The organism is Cognatishimia coralii (assembly GCF_037478305.1).
Lineage (GTDB): Bacteria > Pseudomonadota > Alphaproteobacteria > Rhodobacterales > Rhodobacteraceae > Cognatishimia > Cognatishimia coralii.
The window spans coordinates 133,817-152,901 of sequence record NZ_JBBGAZ010000003.1 but is presented as its reverse complement, the minus strand read 5'-3'; the positions used below and the strand labels follow the sequence as shown (position 1 = coordinate 152,901).

At 58.3% G+C, this 19,085-nt stretch carries 21 protein-coding genes; 13 read left to right on the top strand and 8 right to left on the bottom strand.

Annotated elements, in window-relative coordinates:
* Positions 1 to 13: 13 nt before the first annotated feature.
* Both WG622_RS08215 and WG622_RS08210 read right to left on the bottom strand, forming a co-directional pair.
* The gene (locus WG622_RS08215; protein WP_339403147.1) at positions 14 to 1,135 is read right to left on the bottom strand and encodes a class II histone deacetylase; all 1,122 of its coding nucleotides are present in this window, start codon (positions 1,133 to 1,135) and stop codon (positions 14 to 16) included.
* Positions 1,136 to 1,147: 12 nt separating this feature from the next.
* Complete coding sequence (locus WG622_RS08210) at positions 1,148 to 1,381, bottom strand: DUF8831 family protein (RefSeq protein ID WP_209355584.1); 234 nt, start codon at positions 1,379 to 1,381, stop codon at positions 1,148 to 1,150.
* A 108-nt stretch (positions 1,382 to 1,489) separates the two neighbouring features.
* Between WG622_RS08210 and WG622_RS08205 the strand changes: the two genes are divergently transcribed.
* The 4 genes from WG622_RS08205 (at position 1,490) to WG622_RS08190 (ending at position 6,076) form a co-directional block, all read left to right on the top strand.
* Positions 1,490 to 2,185: a M48 family metalloprotease gene (locus WG622_RS08205; RefSeq protein ID WP_339403146.1), complete on the top strand. Its 696-nt coding sequence runs from the start codon at positions 1,490 to 1,492 to the stop codon at positions 2,183 to 2,185.
* Positions 2,186 to 2,539: a YigZ family protein gene (locus WG622_RS08200; protein ID WP_339403145.1), complete on the top strand. Its 354-nt coding sequence runs from the start codon at positions 2,186 to 2,188 to the stop codon at positions 2,537 to 2,539. It abuts the gene before it with no gap.
* Between the two features lie 50 nt (positions 2,540 to 2,589).
* Positions 2,590 to 3,978, top strand: coding sequence for a 30S ribosomal protein S12 methylthiotransferase RimO (gene rimO / locus WG622_RS08195; protein WP_339403262.1), 1,389 nt, complete (start codon positions 2,590 to 2,592; stop codon positions 3,976 to 3,978).
* 178 nt (positions 3,979 to 4,156) lie between these two features.
* Positions 4,157 to 6,076, top strand: a complete 1,920-nt coding sequence (locus tag WG622_RS08190; RefSeq protein WP_339403144.1) for an AsmA family protein — start codon at positions 4,157 to 4,159, stop codon at positions 6,074 to 6,076.
* Positions 6,077 to 6,143: 67 nt separating this feature from the next.
* Here WG622_RS08190 and WG622_RS08185 read toward each other — a convergent pair whose 3' ends face one another.
* Together WG622_RS08185 and WG622_RS08180 are read right to left on the bottom strand one after the other, a co-directional pair.
* A complete protein-coding gene (locus tag WG622_RS08185) occupies positions 6,144 to 6,728 on the bottom strand; it encodes a GcrA family cell cycle regulator (protein ID WP_209355588.1) in 585 nt (194 codons plus the stop codon).
* A gap of 128 nt (positions 6,729 to 6,856) precedes the next feature.
* Positions 6,857 to 7,735, bottom strand: coding sequence for a DMT family transporter (locus WG622_RS08180; RefSeq protein ID WP_339403143.1), 879 nt, complete (start codon positions 7,733 to 7,735; stop codon positions 6,857 to 6,859).
* Positions 7,736 to 8,059: 324 nt separating this feature from the next.
* Here WG622_RS08180 and WG622_RS08175 point away from each other — a divergent pair, with 324 nt between their 5' ends.
* Positions 8,060 to 9,238: an aspartate aminotransferase family protein gene (locus WG622_RS08175; protein WP_339403142.1), complete on the top strand. Its 1,179-nt coding sequence runs from the start codon at positions 8,060 to 8,062 to the stop codon at positions 9,236 to 9,238.
* Between the two features lie 10 nt (positions 9,239 to 9,248).
* Positions 9,249 to 10,175, top strand: coding sequence for an ornithine carbamoyltransferase (argF, locus tag WG622_RS08170; RefSeq protein WP_339403141.1), 927 nt, complete (start codon positions 9,249 to 9,251; stop codon positions 10,173 to 10,175).
* A 73-nt stretch (positions 10,176 to 10,248) separates the two neighbouring features.
* Here the strand turns inward: argF and hrpB are convergent, their stop codons facing one another.
* Positions 10,249 to 12,684, bottom strand: coding sequence for an ATP-dependent helicase HrpB (gene hrpB / locus WG622_RS08165; protein WP_339403140.1), 2,436 nt, complete (start codon positions 12,682 to 12,684; stop codon positions 10,249 to 10,251).
* A 139-nt stretch (positions 12,685 to 12,823) separates the two neighbouring features.
* Between hrpB and meaB the strand changes: the two genes are divergently transcribed.
* The 4 genes from meaB to WG622_RS08145 all read left to right on the top strand — a co-directional run bounded on the left by meaB (position 12,824) and on the right by WG622_RS08145 (position 15,303).
* Positions 12,824 to 13,807: a methylmalonyl Co-A mutase-associated GTPase MeaB gene (gene meaB / locus WG622_RS08160; RefSeq protein ID WP_339403139.1), complete on the top strand. Its 984-nt coding sequence runs from the start codon at positions 12,824 to 12,826 to the stop codon at positions 13,805 to 13,807.
* 192 nt (positions 13,808 to 13,999) lie between these two features.
* Positions 14,000 to 14,290: a 50S ribosomal protein L28 gene (rpmB, locus tag WG622_RS08155; protein ID WP_209355594.1), complete on the top strand. Its 291-nt coding sequence runs from the start codon at positions 14,000 to 14,002 to the stop codon at positions 14,288 to 14,290.
* A 110-nt stretch (positions 14,291 to 14,400) separates the two neighbouring features.
* Positions 14,401 to 14,748, top strand: coding sequence for a hypothetical protein (locus WG622_RS08150; RefSeq protein ID WP_339403138.1), 348 nt, complete (start codon positions 14,401 to 14,403; stop codon positions 14,746 to 14,748).
* Between the two features lie 45 nt (positions 14,749 to 14,793).
* Entirely contained in the window at positions 14,794 to 15,303 is a 510-nt protein-coding gene (locus tag WG622_RS08145; RefSeq protein WP_339403137.1) for a copper chaperone PCu(A)C, read from the top strand.
* A gap of 49 nt (positions 15,304 to 15,352) precedes the next feature.
* Here WG622_RS08145 and WG622_RS08140 read toward each other — a convergent pair whose 3' ends face one another.
* Positions 15,353 to 16,045, bottom strand: coding sequence for an NAD-dependent deacylase (locus WG622_RS08140; RefSeq protein ID WP_339403136.1), 693 nt, complete (start codon positions 16,043 to 16,045; stop codon positions 15,353 to 15,355).
* A 58-nt stretch (positions 16,046 to 16,103) separates the two neighbouring features.
* On the opposite strand from WG622_RS08140, the gene WG622_RS08135 reads away from it, so the two are divergent.
* Positions 16,104 to 16,532: a low molecular weight protein-tyrosine-phosphatase gene (locus tag WG622_RS08135; protein WP_339403135.1), complete on the top strand. Its 429-nt coding sequence runs from the start codon at positions 16,104 to 16,106 to the stop codon at positions 16,530 to 16,532.
* A gap of 21 nt (positions 16,533 to 16,553) precedes the next feature.
* Here WG622_RS08135 and WG622_RS08130 read toward each other — a convergent pair whose 3' ends face one another.
* Positions 16,554 to 17,519, bottom strand: coding sequence for a LysR family transcriptional regulator (locus WG622_RS08130; RefSeq protein ID WP_339403134.1), 966 nt, complete (start codon positions 17,517 to 17,519; stop codon positions 16,554 to 16,556).
* A 79-nt stretch (positions 17,520 to 17,598) separates the two neighbouring features.
* Positions 17,599 to 17,916 (bottom strand): hypothetical protein, encoded by a 318-nt coding sequence (locus WG622_RS08125; protein ID WP_209355600.1) that lies wholly within the window; start codon positions 17,914 to 17,916, stop codon positions 17,599 to 17,601.
* A 177-nt stretch (positions 17,917 to 18,093) separates the two neighbouring features.
* Here WG622_RS08125 and WG622_RS08120 point away from each other — a divergent pair, with 177 nt between their 5' ends.
* Positions 18,094 to 18,417, top strand: coding sequence for an antibiotic biosynthesis monooxygenase family protein (locus WG622_RS08120; protein ID WP_209355601.1), 324 nt, complete (start codon positions 18,094 to 18,096; stop codon positions 18,415 to 18,417).
* Between the two features lie 9 nt (positions 18,418 to 18,426).
* Complete coding sequence (locus tag WG622_RS08115) at positions 18,427 to 18,834, top strand: universal stress protein (protein ID WP_339403133.1); 408 nt, start codon at positions 18,427 to 18,429, stop codon at positions 18,832 to 18,834.
* Positions 18,835 to 19,085 lie beyond the last annotated feature (251 nt).

The following is a 19,085-nucleotide window of genomic DNA, read 5'->3' as shown; positions in this document are numbered from 1 at the left end:
TCCTGACGTGATTTCAACCTTTCGGGGGTGGGTTTTTGAAGGTTTCCGCCATTTCGCGGATCAGCTCGGCGTAAAACGCCTGCGTCCGCGCGTTGGGTTGGCGGGTGCGCAGGGTGGCTTCCATTGGGTCGGGGGCTGCGATCTCGCTTTGGGCCAGTTCGGTCATGACTGCATGGCCGCAGAACGGGACATAGGCCTCGGAATAGCCGCCCTCATGCACGCAGACCACGCGACCGTCGCAGATATCATCGGCGAGGCGCATCACCTGTTTGGTCATCGCGGCAAAGGTCTCGGCCGTGGCCAGCATCCGCGAGAGGGGATCAAAGGCCGATGCGTCAAAGCCGCAGGCGACAATGATCATATCCGGCGCGAAATCGTGCAGAGCGGGCAGCACGATGTCTTGCATGACCGTCAGATATCCGTCATGGCCGACACCCGGCGGCAGGGGGATGTTGATATTGGCCCCAAGCCCAGCACCGCGCCCGCGATCCGCGATGTCTCCGGTATCCAGCGGATAGTTCTTTTCCTGATGGATCGAGATTGTCAGCACGTCGCCTCGGTCGTAGTACACCGCCTCTGTGCCATTGCCGTGGTGGACGTCCCAATCAAGAACCGCGACGCGTGGCATCAGGCCCTCGGCCTGCGCGGCCTCAATCGCGATGCCGATATTATTGAGCAAACAGAACCCGTTAGGCCAATCGGGCAAGCAATGATGCCCCGGCGGACGACAGAGCGCATAAGCGTTGTTGAGCTCGCCTTTTGCGACGGCGGCAACGGCGGCCTTGGCAAGACCTGCTGAGCGGGCCGCGATCTCAAAAGCACCAGGGCCGAAGGGCGTGCGCAGGCCCAGTTCTCCGCCCCCCGCATCCGAGGTGGCTTTGAATTCCTTGAGGTAGCTCTCTGGATGAACGCGGGCGAGGTCATCCCATTTGGCGCTTTCTGCGCCCGACATGACCAGCTCTTCGGCCAACCCGGTGATGTCCAAAAGGTTTTTAAACCGACGTTTGGTCTCCGGCCCCTCTGGCAAGCCTCCGGCGACCATGGGCTGCACCAATCCGCCGACCGGCAGTGTCAGCGCATAGTTGCCGCCTGCGTGCCAAAAGGTCTCTTCCGCCCAGAAAAACCCGGTCGCCATGTCGCTTTCTCCTTAGTCGCGCGCGATCTTGTAAACGCCCTCAGGCAGGTCCAACGCGGCGGCCAGATCCTCGGCCATATCAATGGACAGGGTGATCTTCTGCACCCGGTCGCTGCGCTCGTCATATTGTTCGATGGTGATGCAGTCTTCAAAAAGGTTGATCACCACATCCTCTTGAAGATGCGCGCCCTTTTCATCAACAAGCGTCACAACGGTGCTGTCAAATTCGTGCTCGATACTAAACATATCGCCAGCCTAACGCGCCGATGCGCGCTTGCAAGACATCATTGGAAAGTGACTTGGAATTGCGCGCACTCAGAGCCTATATTTGTGGCCAAGAACAGAGGCCCATCGATGCATTTAAAACTTTCAGCTTTATTATTGGCGTCATCCGTCTTGGCCGGATGCGTAGAGCCAACCAGCGCGCCGCCTGCGCAATCCACGCCCGTGGGGCCTAGCGCAAGCGACGAAGCTCGATACACGCGCGTGGTCAGCCGCATGGAACCCGTCATCGAACGCGAATGTGTGGCACGCGTGGCCTCAAACGTGAACTGCGATTTCGCCATTATTCTGGATGAGGATCCAGCCAAAGGCTCAAACGCCTATCAAACACTGGATCGCAATGGGCGACCGATCCTCGCATTTACCGCGCAGATCCTGCCAGAGTTTCAGAACGACGATGAGTTGGCCTTTGTTCTGGGCCATGAAGCGGCGCACCATATCGCAGGCCACATTGCCGAAACGCGTACCACCGCGACCACCGGCGCGATCCTGGGCGGTGCGATTGCGATTGTCTTAGGCGGGGGGCAATCTGCTGTCGACATCGGCATGGATCTCGGTACCACGGTCGGCGCACGCGCTTATTCAAAGGACCACGAACTCGAAGCCGATCGCCTTGGCGCGATCCTGACGCAACGCTCGGGATACAACGCCATCCGGGGCGCGCAATTCTTTGAACGCATCCCTGATCCCGGCGACCGTTTCCTCGGCACCCACCCGCCCAATGCGCAGCGGATCGCTGTTGTGACAGAGACGGTTCAGGGGCTTTAGGTGAAGCAGATCCTCAATGTGGTCACGGATCGCGGTAGCAAATATGCGGTCAGCGGATGCCCTGTTGAAAACCGCGCAGACATTGATGCCGCGCTCAAGGACCTTAAACGCAACAAGAAGTTCGCTAAGGCCACGCATAACACTTGGGCTGCGGTCCTGTCGGATGGCACCCCGCTTAAGGGCGACGACGGCGAAAGCGGTGCGGGGCTGGTGATTGTGCGGATGCTGGAGCGCGCGGAATTAACGGATCACCTGATCGTCGTCACCCGCTGGTATGGCGGTGTGAAACTCGGCGGCGACCGGTTTCGGCGGGTGCAGGATTGCGTGGCGGCCTATTTGGACGCGCACGGATAACCGACATTTGGGAATTCCCAAACCCCATGAAACCCGCTACATGCCTCCCCATGTCGCAAAACCCACCAAATCTCCGCCCGGACCTTGCCAGCGCGCAGGTCTCTTCTGACACCCGCGCCGGTCAGCCGACCATCGGCATGGTCAGCCTCGGCTGCCCCAAAGCGCTTGTGGACAGTGAGCGGATCCTCACGCGGCTTAGGGCCGAGGGCTATGGCATCTCTCCCGACTATTCCGGCGCGGATGCGGTGATTGTGAACACCTGCGGCTTTCTGGATTCCGCCAAGGCCGAGAGCCTGGATGCCATCGGCGAGGCCCTCGCCGAGAACGGCAAAGTCATCGTGACCGGCTGCCTTGGAGCCGAGCCCGACTACATCCGCGAACATCACCCCAAAATCCTCGCCGTCACCGGCCCGCATCAATATGAGCAGGTGCTGGATGCTGTGCATGGTGCAGTGCCACCGTCGCCGGATCCCTTTATCGACCTTCTGCCCAGCTCCAGCGTGCAACTGACGCCGCGCCACTACAGCTATCTCAAGATTTCCGAGGGCTGTAACCACAAGTGTAAGTTCTGCATCATTCCCGACATGCGAGGCAGACTTGCGTCCCGTCCTGCGCATGCTGTTCTGCGAGAGGCGGAAAAGCTGGTGGAGGCCGGGGTTAAAGAACTCTTGGTGATCTCTCAGGACACCTCCGCCTATGGGTTGGATCGGAAATATTCGATGCACCCATGGAAAGACCGCGAGGTGCGCAGCCATATCACCGATCTAGCGCGGGAATTGGGGCAGTTTGGCGCGTGGGTGCGTCTGCATTACGTTTACCCATATCCGCATGTGCGCGACCTGATCCCGCTGATGGCAGAGGGGCTGATCCTGCCTTATCTGGATATCCCGTTTCAGCATTCCCACCCTGACACGCTCAAACGCATGGCGCGGCCGGCGCATACGGCAAAGACGTTGGATGAGATCGCGAAATGGCGATCCGATTGCCCGGACATCACGCTGCGCTCGACTTTTATCGTGGGTTATCCGGGGGAAACCGAGGCCGAGTTCCAGCACCTTTTGGATTGGATGGATGAGGCCCAACTGGATCGCGTGGGCTGTTTTCAATACGAGAATGTGGATGGCGCGCGGTCCAATGATTTGCCGGATCACGTGGCGCCTGAGGTCAAGCAAGACCGCTGGGAGCGCTTTATGGAGAAAGCACAGGCGATCTCTGAGGCCAAGCTGGCGGCGAAAGTCGGCTCGGTTCAACAGGTCATTGTCGATGATATCGATGAGGACGGGATCGCGACCTGTCGGACCAAAGCGGATGCGCCTGAGATTGACGGGAACCTCTTTATTGATGAGGGAACCGACGGGTTGTCGGTTGGAGATCTGGTGACGGTGACTGTCGATGAGGCGGGGGAATATGATTTGTGGGGAACGCTAGGCTCTGGATAGAACAGTGCTTTTGCTCAGGGATTCAAACCATATGTGCGGGTTCGATAGCCAAGTTTTTATGGCTTTGAACGCTGTGTCGGGCGATCCAAGCGCCTTATCGCCCAAGGCACAGGCCTCCGGACTTGCCCAAGACCTTCTCAGCGGCTACCGATAACGCAGCTAATTCCAGAGGGCTCCTATGTTCCGCATTCTTCGCATCCTTCTTTCTATTGTTGCTGTCTTGGTCATCGCCGTCGGCGCGCTGATTTTCTTCTTGCCCGGCCAGCAAATCGCGCGGCTGGCCTCGGATCAGGTCAAAGAGCAATTCGGGCGTGATCTGATCATCGAAGGCGATGTGCAGCTGAGCTTTTTCCCGACCTTGGGGATCTCGACTGGACCGGTCACGCTGTCAAATGCGAGCTGGTCTTCGAATGGTCCGATGTTTCAGGCAGAAGGTGCCAAGATCGGCGTAGATGCGATGGCGCTGATCGGCGGAACAACCCATATCAAAAACATCACGCTGACCGCGCCGGATATCTTGCTGGAACAGGATGGAGCGGGGCAGGCCAACTGGGATGATTTCACCGGTCAGTCCGCGGCGGACGCAATTGCCGCGACCGATGAGGGGGCCGAAGAGAGCGCGGCCTTTACCTTGGATCAGATCCAGATCACGAACGCGCGTATTCGCTATCTGGATCCCAAAGGCACCAATCTGGAAATCCCCGATCTGACTGCAGACTTCGGTTGGGGCGAAGGCGCCGCGACTCTGGCCGCCACGGTTGTCATGGGCGGTGCTCCTATTGAGACGAGCATCGAAATCGGAGACCTGAACGACCTGATCGCAGGCGATGTGACACAGGTGAAACTGGCCGCAGACGTGGGCCAAAACAAGCTCAGCTTTGATGGTTTGGCCTCTACAACGCCCGAAGCCGATGGTCAGTTCAGCGCAGAGCTGCCGAGCCCGTCCGAGCTGTTTGCAGCCCTTGGCCAAGCCGATGCAGGTCTGCCGCCAACCGATTTCAAAGGACTGGTGACTCTGACCAAGGACAGTGTTTTCAGCCTGCGCGGTGGACGTATCACGCTGGACGGCAATGACCTAAGTGCCGAAGCGGACGTTAACTTTTCAGGCAAGCCGAATGTTGTCGCGAGCATCTCGGCGGGCGCGCTTGATCTGAAACCTTACTTGGGTGGCGAGACGGCGGGCGCGAGCTCTTCCGAGGCAAGCACGGGCTGGCCCTCCGATCCAATCGACGCAAGCGCCTTAGGATTGTTTGACGGCAAGATCACTCTGTCTGCCTCCTCTATCGATCTTGGCAGCCTGAACTTTGGCTCCTCGCGCGTTGCCATCGATGTCGACAATTCCCGCGCGGTGGCGACGCTTCATCAGTTGACCGGCTATGAGGGCACTGTCACGGGCCAGTTCGTGGCCAACAACCGCAGCGGTTTTTCCGTGGGCGGCGACATGACCATGAGCGACCTTGCGCTGCAGGGCCTTTTGTCAGACCTGATTGGAAGCGACCGCTTTACAGGCGCTGCCAACGCCCGCATGGCCTTTGTGGGGTCAGGCAGTTCTGTTGATGCGATCATGAACTCTTTGCGTGGTGATGGATCTTTGTCAGTCGGGAACGGGACCATTTCGGGACTGGATCTGGACCAATTGTTCCGGGGGCGTCCGAATTCCGGCACGACTATTTTTGACTCAATGAGCGCAAGCTGGACAATTGATGCGGGTGTGTTGACCAATAATGATCTGCTGATGGATCTGCCGAATGTGCAAGCCAAGGGCGCAGGCACCATCGGCCTTGGCGCGCAGAACTTGGATTATACATTTACGCCGCAACTGAAGAATGAGTCAGACACAGGCTTCTCTTTCCCTGTTCGCGTGACGGGCCCTTGGGCGTCCCCAAGCATTCGCCCAGACCTTGAAGCCGTGGCAAAACAGAACTTTCAGGAAGAGATCGACAAACTCGAGGAAAAGGCCGCCGAGGCCGTCGCAGATCGGCTGGGCACGACTGCGGATCAAGTCGAAAATTTGGGTCAAAACCTCGAACAAGAGCTTCAGAACAAGCTTGAAGAAGAGGTCGGCAATCGCTTGAAGAACCTCTTGGGCGGCAACTGATCCAGCCCAAATCCAAACAAAAAGCCCCGGCAAAGAACCGGGGCTTTTTTGAATTCTGAAACCGAACTTAGCGGCGACGATCGCGGCGCGAAGACATTGGCTGGAAGGCCACGCCTACGTGGGCTTCGCAATAAGGTTTGCCTGCTTGCACCGGCAGACCGCAGAACCAGAAGTGATCTGTGGCTGGGTCGCCGACAGGCCATTTGCAGGTGCGCTCTGTAAGTTCCATCAAAGTCAGCTTTTTAGCTTTCTTCTCGACCTCATTCACCTTGGCCAGCGCTTCTGGGCTGATCTCATTGGCCGAAGGTTGCGGCGGCAGAGGTTGGCCCGCAGGAATGATCGCCTTGCGATTTGCCGGAGTTGCCGCCGGACGCTGAGGCACCGCAGGTTCGGTCTTCATCTCTGGCATCGGGTCGGCCTTGGGCTTGGCTGCGGCCTTGGGCTTTGGTGCAGCCTTCGGTTTTGCTTCGGCCTTCGTTGCACTGTCAGATTTGGTCGACGTGGTCGCGCGGTTAGACAGGCCCAAACGGTGGACTTTGCCAATCACAGCGTTACGGGTCACGCCGCCAAGTTCCTTGGCGATCTGGCTGGCCGATTGGCCTTCGCCCCACATTTTTTTCAGAAGCTCGACGCGCTCATCAGTCCAGGACATCTTTGGTTCCTTGCCTTTATCGGTGGCATGCGGGCAGGCTGCGCCGCTTTTTCGGTCAGTCACCTATTTTAGTCACGCCACGCGCAGTTACAAGGCGCAGAATCAGGAATCAGCCCAGGATTTCAGAATCATTTGACCTGTTGCGCATTCACCGTCTCGCGCCAGACGAGGATTGCCGAGCCCGCGATGATCAAAAGCGCGCCCGATATGCTGATGATATCGGGAATGACGCCAAAGACGAGGCCGTCATAAAGCGTGGCAAACGCCAGTGTGGTGTAAAAGAACGGGGCGACAAAGCCCGTGTCCGCGCGGGCAATCGCGTTGATAAAACAGCTCTGCGCTGCCGCCATCAGGAACCCGACGCCCGCCAGCGCCACCCATTGCAGGGGCGTGGGTGAGATCCAGACGAAATAGGCCACGGCTGACGCAATTGTGCAGCCAATGATGTTGTTGACCAAAAGGATCTGGAGCGGCCCTTCGCGTCCGCTCAGCAATTTGATGAAAATCAGCTCCGCCCCTAGAAGAGCAGCTGACCCCAAAGCCAAAAGCGCTCCGAATTCGATCACGCCAGCACTCGGGCGGGTCAAAAGCATGGCGCCGGCAAAGGCGATGATCGCGGACATCACGCGCCATTTGCCAATCCGCTCACCTAGCAATGGGATTGCGAGCAACATGCCAATCACGGGGTTGAGGAAACTGATCGCTGTGGCGTCTGACAGGGGAATGAAGGCGGCGGCTGCAAACATCAGTGTGACGCCGCCCCAGCCAAAGGTGGACCTGCCAACATGAAGCCCCAGATGCGTGCGCTTGAACCTGGGCCGCACAATCAAAACCGCCGTGGAAATCGCGATCAGGGCAAAGATAAAGCGCCCCTGGCTGATCTGAAACGCATGGAGCGGCGGCCCCAGTGCTTCGGTGCCGAGGGCTTTGGCCAAGAGGGTCGTACCCGCCACAAAACTAGAGGCAAGCACAGTCAGGGCTGCAGCAAGAGGAGGATTGGGCTTCACGGTCATGTCCCGAGTGGTGCGCCTTTCGCGAAGGCTCTGCAAGGGGAAAGCACGCATTGCCCGCGAGATGGGATTTCAAAGAGGGTTCTCAAACGCCAGATGTGCGTGTATCAGCGGCCTATGGCGATTCTTGCGACATATATCCGCGTCCGACGACTGCGATAAATATCCAACCTGCACTTGACCTGCAGGCGCGCCTTTCGTGTTGGCGAAATGCCGACCAAACCTCACTAAACATCCGTAAAACACCGCAAGCCTGCGCACAGCCGTTGACAGTTCCTGTCCTGTGTTGCACGCACAACGTTCTAGAAAAAGGACCACGCTATGATCCCCGCTGTTCTACCGACCTATAATCGGGCCCCGCTGAACTTCGTCAAAGGCGAAGGCTGCTGGATGATCGAGGCGGATGGCCGACGTTTTCTGGATCTGGGCGCAGGGATTGCCGTGAATGTCTTGGGGCATGCGAACCCGAAACTGGTCGCCGCTTTGACCGATCAGGCGGAAACCCTGTGGCATGTGTCCAACCTCTATCAGATCCCACAGCAAGAGGCTCTGGCGGCCAAGCTGGTTGACGCGAGTTTCGCGGATACGGTCTTCTTTACCAATTCCGGCACCGAGTCCTGTGAACTCGCCGTCAAAATGGCGCGGAAATATTGGTATGAGAAGGGCGAGACCGAAAAGACCCAGATCATCGCGTTTGAAGGCGCGTTTCATGGCCGGTCTTCCGCCGGCATCGCGGCAGCGGGTAGCGAGAAGATGACCAAGGGCTTTGGTCCATTGCTGCCAGGGTTCACCCAGTTGCCTTGGGGAGATGTCGACGCCCTATCAGCCGCGATTGATGAGACGACAGCCGCCGTCATCCTTGAGCCTGTGCAAGGCGAGGGCGGCATTCGCCCGATGGATGACGCCGATCTGCGCGCGATCCGCACGCTTTGCGATGAGGCAGGCATCTTGTTGATCCTGGACGAAGTCCAATGTGGCGTGGGCCGGACAGGTAAACTCTTTGCGCATGAATGGGCAGGCATCACGCCTGATATCATGATGGTCGCAAAAGGCATCGGTGGGGGCTTCCCTCTGGGCGCTGTTTTGGCAACGGAAAACGCGGCCTCTGGCATGACCGCTGGCACCCATGGCTCGACCTATGGCGGCAACCCGCTGGCGTGCGCTGTGGGCAATGCGGTGATGGATGAGGTCGCAACGCCTGAGTTCCTTGAAGACGTGAACCGTCGCGCGGGGCTTTTGCGCCAGAAACTCGAAGGTCTGGTGGCAGCCAATCCTGATGTTTTCGAAGGTGTTCGCGGCGCGGGTTTGATGCTCGGTTTGAAATGCAAAGTGAACTGCATGGATGTGGTGAACGCGGGCTATGAGAGCCTCGTGGTCACCGTGCCAGCCGCTGACAATGTGGTGCGTTTGCTGCCGCCTCTGAACATCTCTGACGACGAAATTACCGAGGCTGTCGCGCGTATCGATGCGGCCGCACAGTCTCTGACAGCCAAAGCTTGAGGGCCGAGACATGACCCATTTTCTAGATATTCACAAAACCGATCCTGCGGATCTGAGGTCGATGATCGACACAGCGCGCACTATGAAAGAGGCGCGCGCGGGTCTGCCTAAGGGCACACCGGATGCGGATCAGCCTCTGGCCAACCACATGGTCGCACTGATCTTTGAAAAACCCTCGACCCGGACTCGCGTGTCCTTTGACGTTGGCGTGCGCCAGATGGGCGGGCAGACGATGGTGCTGTCAGGCAAAGAAATGCAGCTTGGTCATGGCGAGACGATTGCCGACACTGCGCGGGTTCTGAGCCGTTATGTGGATCTGATCATGATCCGGACGTTTGAAGAGCAGACGCTACTGGAACTCGCGGAATACGCAGATGTGCCGGTGATCAATGGCCTGACGGATCGCACGCACCCCTGCCAGATCATGGCCGATATCCTGACCTATGAAGAGCATCGCGGCTCGATCAAAGGCAAAAAGGTTGTGTGGTCGGGTGACGGCAACAACGTCTTTGCAAGCTTTGCCCATGCGGCAGGTCAGTTCGGGTTTGATCTGACCTTCACCGGGCCGGAACAGCTTGACCCTGAAGAAGAATTTCTGGAACTGGCGCGTTCCAAAGGCAGTAATGTTGTGATCGAGAGGGATCCGCAGAAGGCCGTTGAAGGCGCTGATTTGGTGGTCACGGACACTTGGGTGTCAATGCACGACGCGCAATCCGCGCGGGAACGTCGGCACAATTTGCTGCGGCCGTATCAGGTGGATGATGCTCTAATGAGTCACGCGAAACCCGACTCGCTTTTCATGCACTGCTTGCCAGCGCACCGTGACGAAGAGGCGACGTCTTCGGTCATGGATGGCCCGCATTCGGTGATCTTTGATGAGGCTGAAAACCGTCTGCATGCGCAGAAGGCGATTATGCGCTGGTGTTTGGGGAAATAGGGCTGGATAGGGGCTTTGCCCCCTTGGCTTAGGGCCAATTCCCCCAAGGATATTTTGAGCAAGAGAAAAGGGTCTACTTGCGCGGTTTTGCGCGCAGGGTGGGGTCGGCTTGAGTCGGGTCTTCGGGCCAGGGGTGTTTGGGATAGCGGCCCCGCATGTCTTTGCGCACGTCGGCATATGAGCTGGCCCAAAAGCCGGGGATATCCAGCGTGGTTTGCACCGGCCTGCGTGCTGGCGAGAGCAGTGTGACTCGTAGAGGGGTTCTGCCCACCATCGGGTGGGTGGTCTGGCCGAAGAGCTCTTGGAGTCTGAGGCTGATTTCGGGATGTTCACCGGCGTAGTCGATTGGGATTTTGTTTCCCAAAGGTGTGGTGAAATGCGCCGGTGCGAGACGGTCTAGCGTTTGGGTTTGGGCGTAGTCCAGACGCGCGCGCAGGGCATTCAGGCAGTCGAAACTGCGCCATTGGGCGGTGGTTTTGATCCCGTTGATATAGGGGAGCAGCCAATCCTCGAGCGTGTCCAAAAGCGCGTCTAGTGACATATCGGGGAGGTCTTCGCCTTCATCTCGGGCTAAGTTGACACGCGCTATGAACCTGTTGGCCGCGTCACTCAGCACCAGTCCGATCTCGCGTACCCCATCGAGCATCGCCATGGCGACGGCTTCGTCAGGGGCGTCTTTCCAGATTTGGTCTGACAGCGCGATTGCGCCCAGTCGTTCTTGCCTGCGCGCAATAACGCGTCCTTCGCGTTTGGACCAACTGCAGGTCTCTTCCCATGCAATCCCGTCGCCAAAGAGACCTCTGATTTCGGCCTCGCTGACGGTCACCGCTTGCCGGATCTTGGCCTCGCGTGGATTGCCGTCCAGATCCGTTGCCACGATCAATCGCGCCGAGGCCATTGGGTCGTCTTCGGCCATGATAGCCCCCTTGCCACCGGACAACACAAAGCGCGGCGCATCGCCTTTGCGGTGCAATCCGATGCGGTCGGGATAGGCGAGGGCGGCCATCTCTCCGAGGCTCATTGGGGATGATGCGGCAATCCCTTTGGCAAGGCGCTTGGCCTCGTCTTTGATCGTGTGAAGGGCGCCGCGGTTGACTTGATAGGGACGGCGGCTTTCGAAACCTTTCAAGTCTGCGAGCGCTTCGACTCGTAGGCCAAGGTCGCAGGGCGCGCCGCGAGACAGCGGATCTCGAGCCGCCAATAGAGCGGCCAACGGTGCGGCCCGCTGGCCTGCGGTCAAAAGCATATGCGCAAGGCGCGGGTGCAGTGGCAGCTTGGCAATCGCGCGGCCATGATCTGTGATCTGTCCGCGTGCATCCAGTGCGCCTAGCATTGCCAAAAGCGCGCGCGCCTCAGACAGCGTGGCCGCATTCGGGGGTGTGAGGAAAGCAAGGTCAGCAGCTTCTGCCCCCCATTGCGCCAGTTCCAGCGCCAGCCCAGTCAGGTCTGCGCTTTCGATTTCGGCCGGAGGGTAGGCCTGCAATGCGCCTTCCTCTCCTTTGGTCCAAAGCCGATAGCAGACACCTTCGGCAACGCGACCCGCCCGCCCTTGGCGTTGCGTGGCCTCGGCGCGGGTGACCTTTTCGGTGACCAGCCGTGACATACCAGAACCAGGATCAAATCGCGCCCGCCGCGCGCGGCCTGCGTCCACGACAACGCGGACGTCCTGAATGGTCAGAGAGGTCTCGGCGATTGATGTGGCCAATACGACCTTTCGCCCGGAAGACGCGGGTTGGATGGCGGCCCGTTGGGCTTTGAAATCCATCGCACCAAAGAGCATGTGGATCTGGCAATCAAGTGGCAAAGACAGCTGCGCGGCGACACGGCGGATTTCGCCTTCACCGGGCAGAAAGACCAGAACGCCGCCTTCGGTTTCCTCAACAGCCCTCTCAATGAGCGCGGCGCAAGCCTGTTCCAAGCGCATGTCTTTGCGCAAAGGTGAGTCGAGCCAGCGCGTTTCAACCGGAAAGCTGCGCCCTTCAGACGAGATCATCGGCGCGTCGCCCATGAGTTTCGCGACGGGTGCTGCGTCCAAGGTTGCGGACATGGCCAGCAGGATCAGGTCGTCCCTTAGGGCCTCGCGAACCTCAAGACACAGGGCAAGCCCAAGGTCGGCATTCAAAGATCGCTCGTGAAATTCATCGAATATGACGGCGCCAATGCCTGTCAACTCAGGGTCGGTTTGTAGCATGCGAGTCAGGATGCCTTCGGTGACGACCTCGATGCGGGTGGCCTTTGAGGTTTTGGTCTCTCCGCGGACGCGGTATCCGACGGTTTGGCCGACGGATTCGTCCAAAGTCTGCGCCATGCGTTCAGCGGCTGCCCGCGCCGCGAGGCGACGGGGTTCCAGCATCAGGATCTTGCCATTGGCCAGCCCCGCCCGCAGCATTTCCAGCGGCACGACCGTTGTTTTCCCCGCCCCCGGAGGCGCCTGCAAAACGGCATGTCCTGTATCGCGCAAGGCGCGCAATAGGTCTGGGATGGCAGAGTGGATCGGCAGCTCGGTCATGCTGCTTTATCGGGCAAGCCCAAGGGGGCGTAAAGCGCCAATCCGATGCGACAGAGACGCCAGGCTGTGAGGTTGGGCTGGACAGAGCCACCCTGCGCGGGCATGAAAGCAGCCCAAAGACCATAGGATCGCGACCGCAATGGATATCACTGAACTTCGGGACAGGATTTTGAACCAAGACCGCCGGGCTTTGGCGCGGGCGATCACTCTGGTGGAAAGCGGGCGCAGTGATCATCGCGAACAGGCGGCTGCGCTGTTGGACGCCTTGCGCCCTGCAGGCCGACAGGCGATCCGGATCGGCCTGTCTGGCACGCCGGGGGTCGGGAAATCTACGTTTATCGAGAGCTTTGGCATGTTTCTGACCGCGCAGGGCATGCGCGTGGCGGTGCTTGCGGTGGATCCGTCCTCGGCGCGCTCTGGCGGCTCGATCCTTGGCGACAAGACACGCATGGAGCGCCTTAGTCGCGACAAGCACGCATTTATCCGCCCATCCCCCAGCCAGACCCATCTGGGCGGTGTAGCGCGGCGGACTCGCGAGGCGGTTGCTCTTTGTGAGGCTGCGAATTTTGACGTTGTTCTGATCGAAACTGTTGGGGTCGGGCAGTCCGAAACGGTTGTTTCAGAGATGTCGGACCTTTTTCTCTTGCTCTTGGCCCCCGCCGGCGGCGACGAACTGCAAGGCGTGAAACGCGGCATCATGGAAATGGCGGATCTGATCCTCGTGAACAAGGCCGACGGAGACCTCAAGGCCACCGCCACCCGCACCTGTGCGGATTATTCCGGAGCGCTGCGTCTGTTGCGCAAGCGCCCACAGGATCCCGAAGGATTCCCTAAGGCCATGACCGTTTCAGCGATTGAGGAAAACGGTCTTGATGAAGCCTGGGCGCAAATGTGCGAGCTGACCTCATGGCGGCGCGCACAGGGACAGTGGGACAGCCGACGCGCCGCTCAGGCCCGCCATTGGTTCATCGAAGAGCTGCGGCAAACGGTTCTGGCACAGTTGGAAACCCCGAAAGCCCTGCAGGAAATCAACGGGTTGGCTGCGGATGTGGCCGAAAACAAGCTGAGCCCAAGTGCGGCTGCTGACCGCGTGCTTAAGGCGCTGCACATCCCGCAAGCCTAGGATTTTCTAGGCAGGTTTGGTAAATACGCAAAAGCCTCTGCGCGATTGTCATTTACCTGTCGTGAATCACTTGACCTCGCCCGGATTCAGGCCTAAAGACGCCCAACGAAATTCCGGGCGCTGTCTAAAGCGGCGCCCATTTGTATTCAAAGGCCTCGATTGGCCTTTTGACCGAAACACGAGGATGAACCCATGTCGCGCCGTTGCGAACTGACCGGAAAAGGCCCAATGACTGGCAACAATGTCAGCCACGCCAACAACAAAACCAAGCGTCGCTTCCTGCCGAACCTGAACGACGTGACCCTGCAATCCGAAGTGCTGGGCCGTGGCGTTAAGCTGCGCATCTCTGCAGCGGCTCTTCGCACTGTCGACCACCGCGGTGGTCTGGACGCGTTCATGGCGAAAGCAAAAGACAGCGAGCTGTCTGACAACGCTCTGAAAATCAAAAAAGAGATCGCAAAAGCGCAGGCTGCTCAAGCCTAAGCTGATCTCGTCCATCACTGGACAGTGATTTAAGCCCCGTCTGATCTCAGGCGGGGCTGTTTCCTTTTGTCGCTTTTCAAATGCGGCTTTCAGCGGATATACCGCCCGAGATGACTCGGCTTCGTTCTCATATCGCCTTTGTGCTGATCTTTGTGCTGACCCTGACGGGGCACAGCATGGCGATTGCGCGTGGGGCATCGGGGCCTGCGGGCTTTATGGAGCTTTGTACCGGCGCTGGTCCTGTCATGGTGGCCATCGACGAGAACGGAGAACCAACTGGCGAAAGCCATATCTGCCCCGAGTTCTCTTTGATGCTGCAGCACGCTCTGGGCGGAGACGCCGTTGTGCTCGTGGCCGCAGAATTCTCTGCGACGCGCCTCTGCTGTTTCACCAAGCGCCAAGCCGCGTCTATTGCGCGTCTTTCCCCTTCTGCGCGTGGGCCTCCGACCCTGGTTTGAACCCCTCTTTTCCTTTCAAACCAATATCCTACGCCGGAGACTCCTATGTCCGTCAAATCCCTGACCCTTGCGGCTGTCGCTGCTGCTTCTTTCGCTGTGCCTGCTTTTGCCGACACGCATATTATGATCCACGACCCTTACGCGCGCTCTGCTGGCAAAGCTGCAAAGGCAGGCGCTGCCTTTATGACCATCATGAACCACGGCGATGAGGCGGATCGCCTGATCTCTGTCACGTCCGACGCGGCGGCACGTGTTGAGTTGCACACACACATGGAGATTGGCGACGGCGTGATGAAAATGATGCACGTCGAAGAAGGCTTCGAAGTGCCTGCCGAAGGCGCACGTATGCTGGACCGTGGTGGCGACCACGTCATGTTCATGGGGCTGACCCAGCCTTGGGAGCAAGGCGACGTACTGACCGTCACATTCACCTTCGAGAAATCCGGAGAGATAGTGGTGGAAATCCCCGTCGATCTGGAACGCAAAGCTGGCATGGGACACGAACACATGAACCATGGCGAAGATCACAGCGGCCGCGGGGGCCACGACCACTAAGCCAAGCTAAAACTGCACAGACAGGCCAGAGGTTTCTCTGGCCTTTTCTTTATCGTGCGAGTTCTTCCTGCACCCAAGTGGGCACAATTTCTGAGGCCGGTCCAAAGCGACATTCCGCAAACCGCGAGGCGCCTGCTGAGGGTTCCAGGTTCAACTCAATGGTATGGGCTCCGAAATGATCGGCTTCGGCGACAAAATTCGCCGCCGGATAGACCTCGCCTGACGTGCCGATCGAGACGAAGACGTCGGCTTTGCTCAGTGCCTCGGCGATCTGGTCCATGTGGTAAGGGATCTCTCCGAACCAGACCACATCGGGGCGTGTGCTGGTTGCACCGCAGGCAGGGCAGGCGTCTGACGGGGTCATCCTGAGCGGAGCCTCCCAGCGATGATCGCAAGACGCACAGAGGGCGCCATTCAGGCGACCATGCATGTGCAGGACTGATACGCTTCCGGCTTTTTCATGCAAGGAATCAACGTTTTGCGTGACGATCAACATCTGGCCGTCCAGTTTTGCCTCTAATTCTGCCAAAGCAAGATGCGCGGAGTTTGGCACGGCCTCTGCGGCCTGGGCACGGCGCGCGTTATAGAAGTCATGCACCAGCTTCGGATTGCGCGCAAAGCCTTCGGGTGTCGCCACATCCTCGATCCGATGCTGCGCCCAAAGTCCGCCTTCGTCGCGAAAGGTGCCAAGGCCGCTTTCCGCCGAAATGCCTGCGCCGGTGAGGATCACGATATTGGTCATAGAGGGCGGCCTGTGCTGGTGATACTGTCGCCTCAACATTGCACGAAGGAAGAAGTCTATGAAGGTGCTCTTTGTCTGTCTTGGAAATATTTGCCGCAGCGCCTCTGCTGAGGGGGTATTTCGCGAGATATCTCAGGCCGAAACAGACAGCGCGGGCACCGGTGGCTGGCATGTCGGATCGCCGCCCTACGGTCCGATGTTAGAGGCAGCAGCGCGGCGGGGATACGATTTCTCGGACCTGCGGGCGCGGCAGTTCAGGGTGCGGGACTTTGAGGATTTTGACCTGATCATCGGCATGGATGCCAACAACATGCGCGACATCGAGGCTCTGCGGCCTGAGGGGAATGACACTCCGGTGCGGCTGTTCACGGAGTATGGGGACACAGACATGATCGAAGTCCCCGATCCCTATTACACGCGTGATTTCGATGGCGCGCTTGACCTGATCGAAATCTGCGCCGATGGGCTGAAACGCGACATCGGCTGATTTAAGAAAATCAAAATCAGATTAGTTGTCCAGTAGACGCAACTCGCCTTTAAGGAAGGGCTGTTTTTGAACCAACGGAGTGATCATGCGGTCGCCCACAAGCTGACGCAGACTCTGTCGTACATTCAGCGGCACGGCGTCGGCCCAGTCCGCGCTTGCAAAAACAGAAATCTGACGGTGGAACTGTCCAAAGGGTAGGGGATGCGCCACTACGTCGTCGTGAAACCGCGCCGCCCGCATGAACCCCAATGGCGTGGTGATCGCCCATCCAATGCCGCGCGCGACACAGGCCATCAAGGCCATGTGGCTGCCGATCTCAAACCGGTCTCCGAGGTCTTGTTTATACCGCGACAGATGCGCGTCGATCTGGCGTGAGATCAGCTGGCGGCGTTCGTAGCGCAAGAAGGGGAGGTCTTGGATGATATCTTCGACCGACTTGCCGCGTGGCGTTTGGGACGTTGGCGTCACAAGGATGAAGGGATCTCGAACGAGAGGATATTCTATAATGCCCTCAAGGACTTCCCCGGAACTCGCTGCAACGCCGAGGTGTAGGCTTTGATCCTTAAGGTCCGCGAGAATGTCGTGGCTGGCCGCCGTCACCATGCGGAAACTGCAGTTGGTGAGGCTTTCGGCCAAAGCGGTCACCAAGCGCGGTGTGATGTCATTGTCAAAATCATCAATAATCCCAATCGACAAGGATGTTAGATGGGTTAAGTCCATCACCGAAAGTTCGGATTGCGCAAGCCTGAGTTCTGACAAAACCGACCGCGTATGGCGCAGGAAATTCCGCCCCGCTGGCGTCAAGACCATCGGCCGCGTGCCGTGATCTACCAACGCGACGTCAAGGGCTGTTTCCAGATTGCGCAGCTGCTGACTGACGGCAGGTTGGCTCAGGCCCGTCGCCTCTGAGGCCTGAGCGACAGAGCCATGGGTGGCCAGCGCCTCAAATACCTCAAGCCCCCGCAATGTGACGCCTTTTTTGAGCATAGCTCCGCCCTCATAGATTTGGATTTCTCAAATCTATGCGTAAATGAGACTAAACGCAAAAGGGATGCGGATCAGACGATCAGACGCCTTTGCACATGACTTCGGCGGTGTCGCCAAAGGCCTTGTAGCGTTCCCAAAAGATCTCATGCGAGCGCGCGCGTGACGTGCGAATTTCCTGCGCCATATGCGGGTCGCGGAAAAACTTGGCCGCAAGGCGCTGGTCGGCCCGAGACAGCGACTGATTGGCGACGTGCTGCAGACACGTGCACATGCGCCAGGATGCGGCCTCTCGGTCGGACCTTACGCATGCGCTGGCAATGACGCCCGCGCTTGCGGAGGTGGAGGTGACCACGGAAATTAACAAAGCGCCCGCGGCGCCTTTCAGGAAGAGTTTCATGCTTTGCCTCATAGTGCCGACTTTTGCGGCTTTTGTTTGCGGGCAGTATGCCTGAACTTTTCACTCTTTTAAAGGTTGAACATTCGCCCGGATTTCAGACCTAGCGGGTGCTTTGGAAAAATCAGTGGCCTCGGGCCTCTTTGTCGCGTTAGGCTTGCCTTAGAAATAGGAGGCCTCATGCCAGCAATTGCCAAACGCAACGATTACCAGACTGTTATCACGACCTTTGAAATGACGCCGGGGACGTGTCAGGACCTCATAGATGCCCTGAACGAAGCCTATGCGGATTTCATTTCCAAACAGCCGGGTTTTATTGCTGCGGGGCTACATGTGAATGACGCGCAGACGCGCATTGCCAACTATTCTCAATGGGAGAAGCGCGAAGATTTTCAGGCGATGTTACGCACGCCCGAGATGCGCGAGCGCAATAGACATATCTCGGCGCTGTGTAAGAATTTCGAGCCGGTCATGTATGATGTGATCGACACCTATCGAACCTAGGCCACCCCAATGTACGCGCATATTCTCATGCCGGTGAGTTTGGATGAGGGGGCGGATCTTGCGCCCAAACTTTCTGTGGCCCGCCAACTGGCTGGCGAAGAAGCGCGTGTGACGTTGTTGCATGTGATGGGGAATATTCCAGAGTATGCCAGCAGCTATCTGCCCTATGGGTATCAGGACGAAACGCGGGCTCAGATCGAGTCCGCCCTCACTGAGATCGGTGGTAGCTTGAGCAATGTTGAAGGGGTCGTTCTGAACGGGAAGCCTGTGCAGGTGATTCCGGATTTCGCGAGATCCAAAGATGTGGATTGTGTGATCCTATCCGTCAGTCCCGAAAGCCGGCGAGAGCTAAAGTCGGTCGAAACCATTGCGCAATTGCTGCGTCAGCTGAACTGCGCGGTGCATATTCTGCGATAAATCCTGAAAATTTGATGCGCTTTGTCGTGCAGCTCGTGCTGCTGAGGTGGACATTTCGTCCATTTGGGCGGCCTGAGCGCGCAATTTCCGTAATTCACTGATATTCAATGCCTTTTTGGGTTGTGTGTAGGCGCTTGTGCACGTAGATTAACTTTCTGTGGATAAGTCAATTTCGCGGTTTCCCGCCAATTTTACCTGGCGTACCAATGACTGTTTCTTGATTTAAGAAAATCACCGAGTTTTCCACAGTT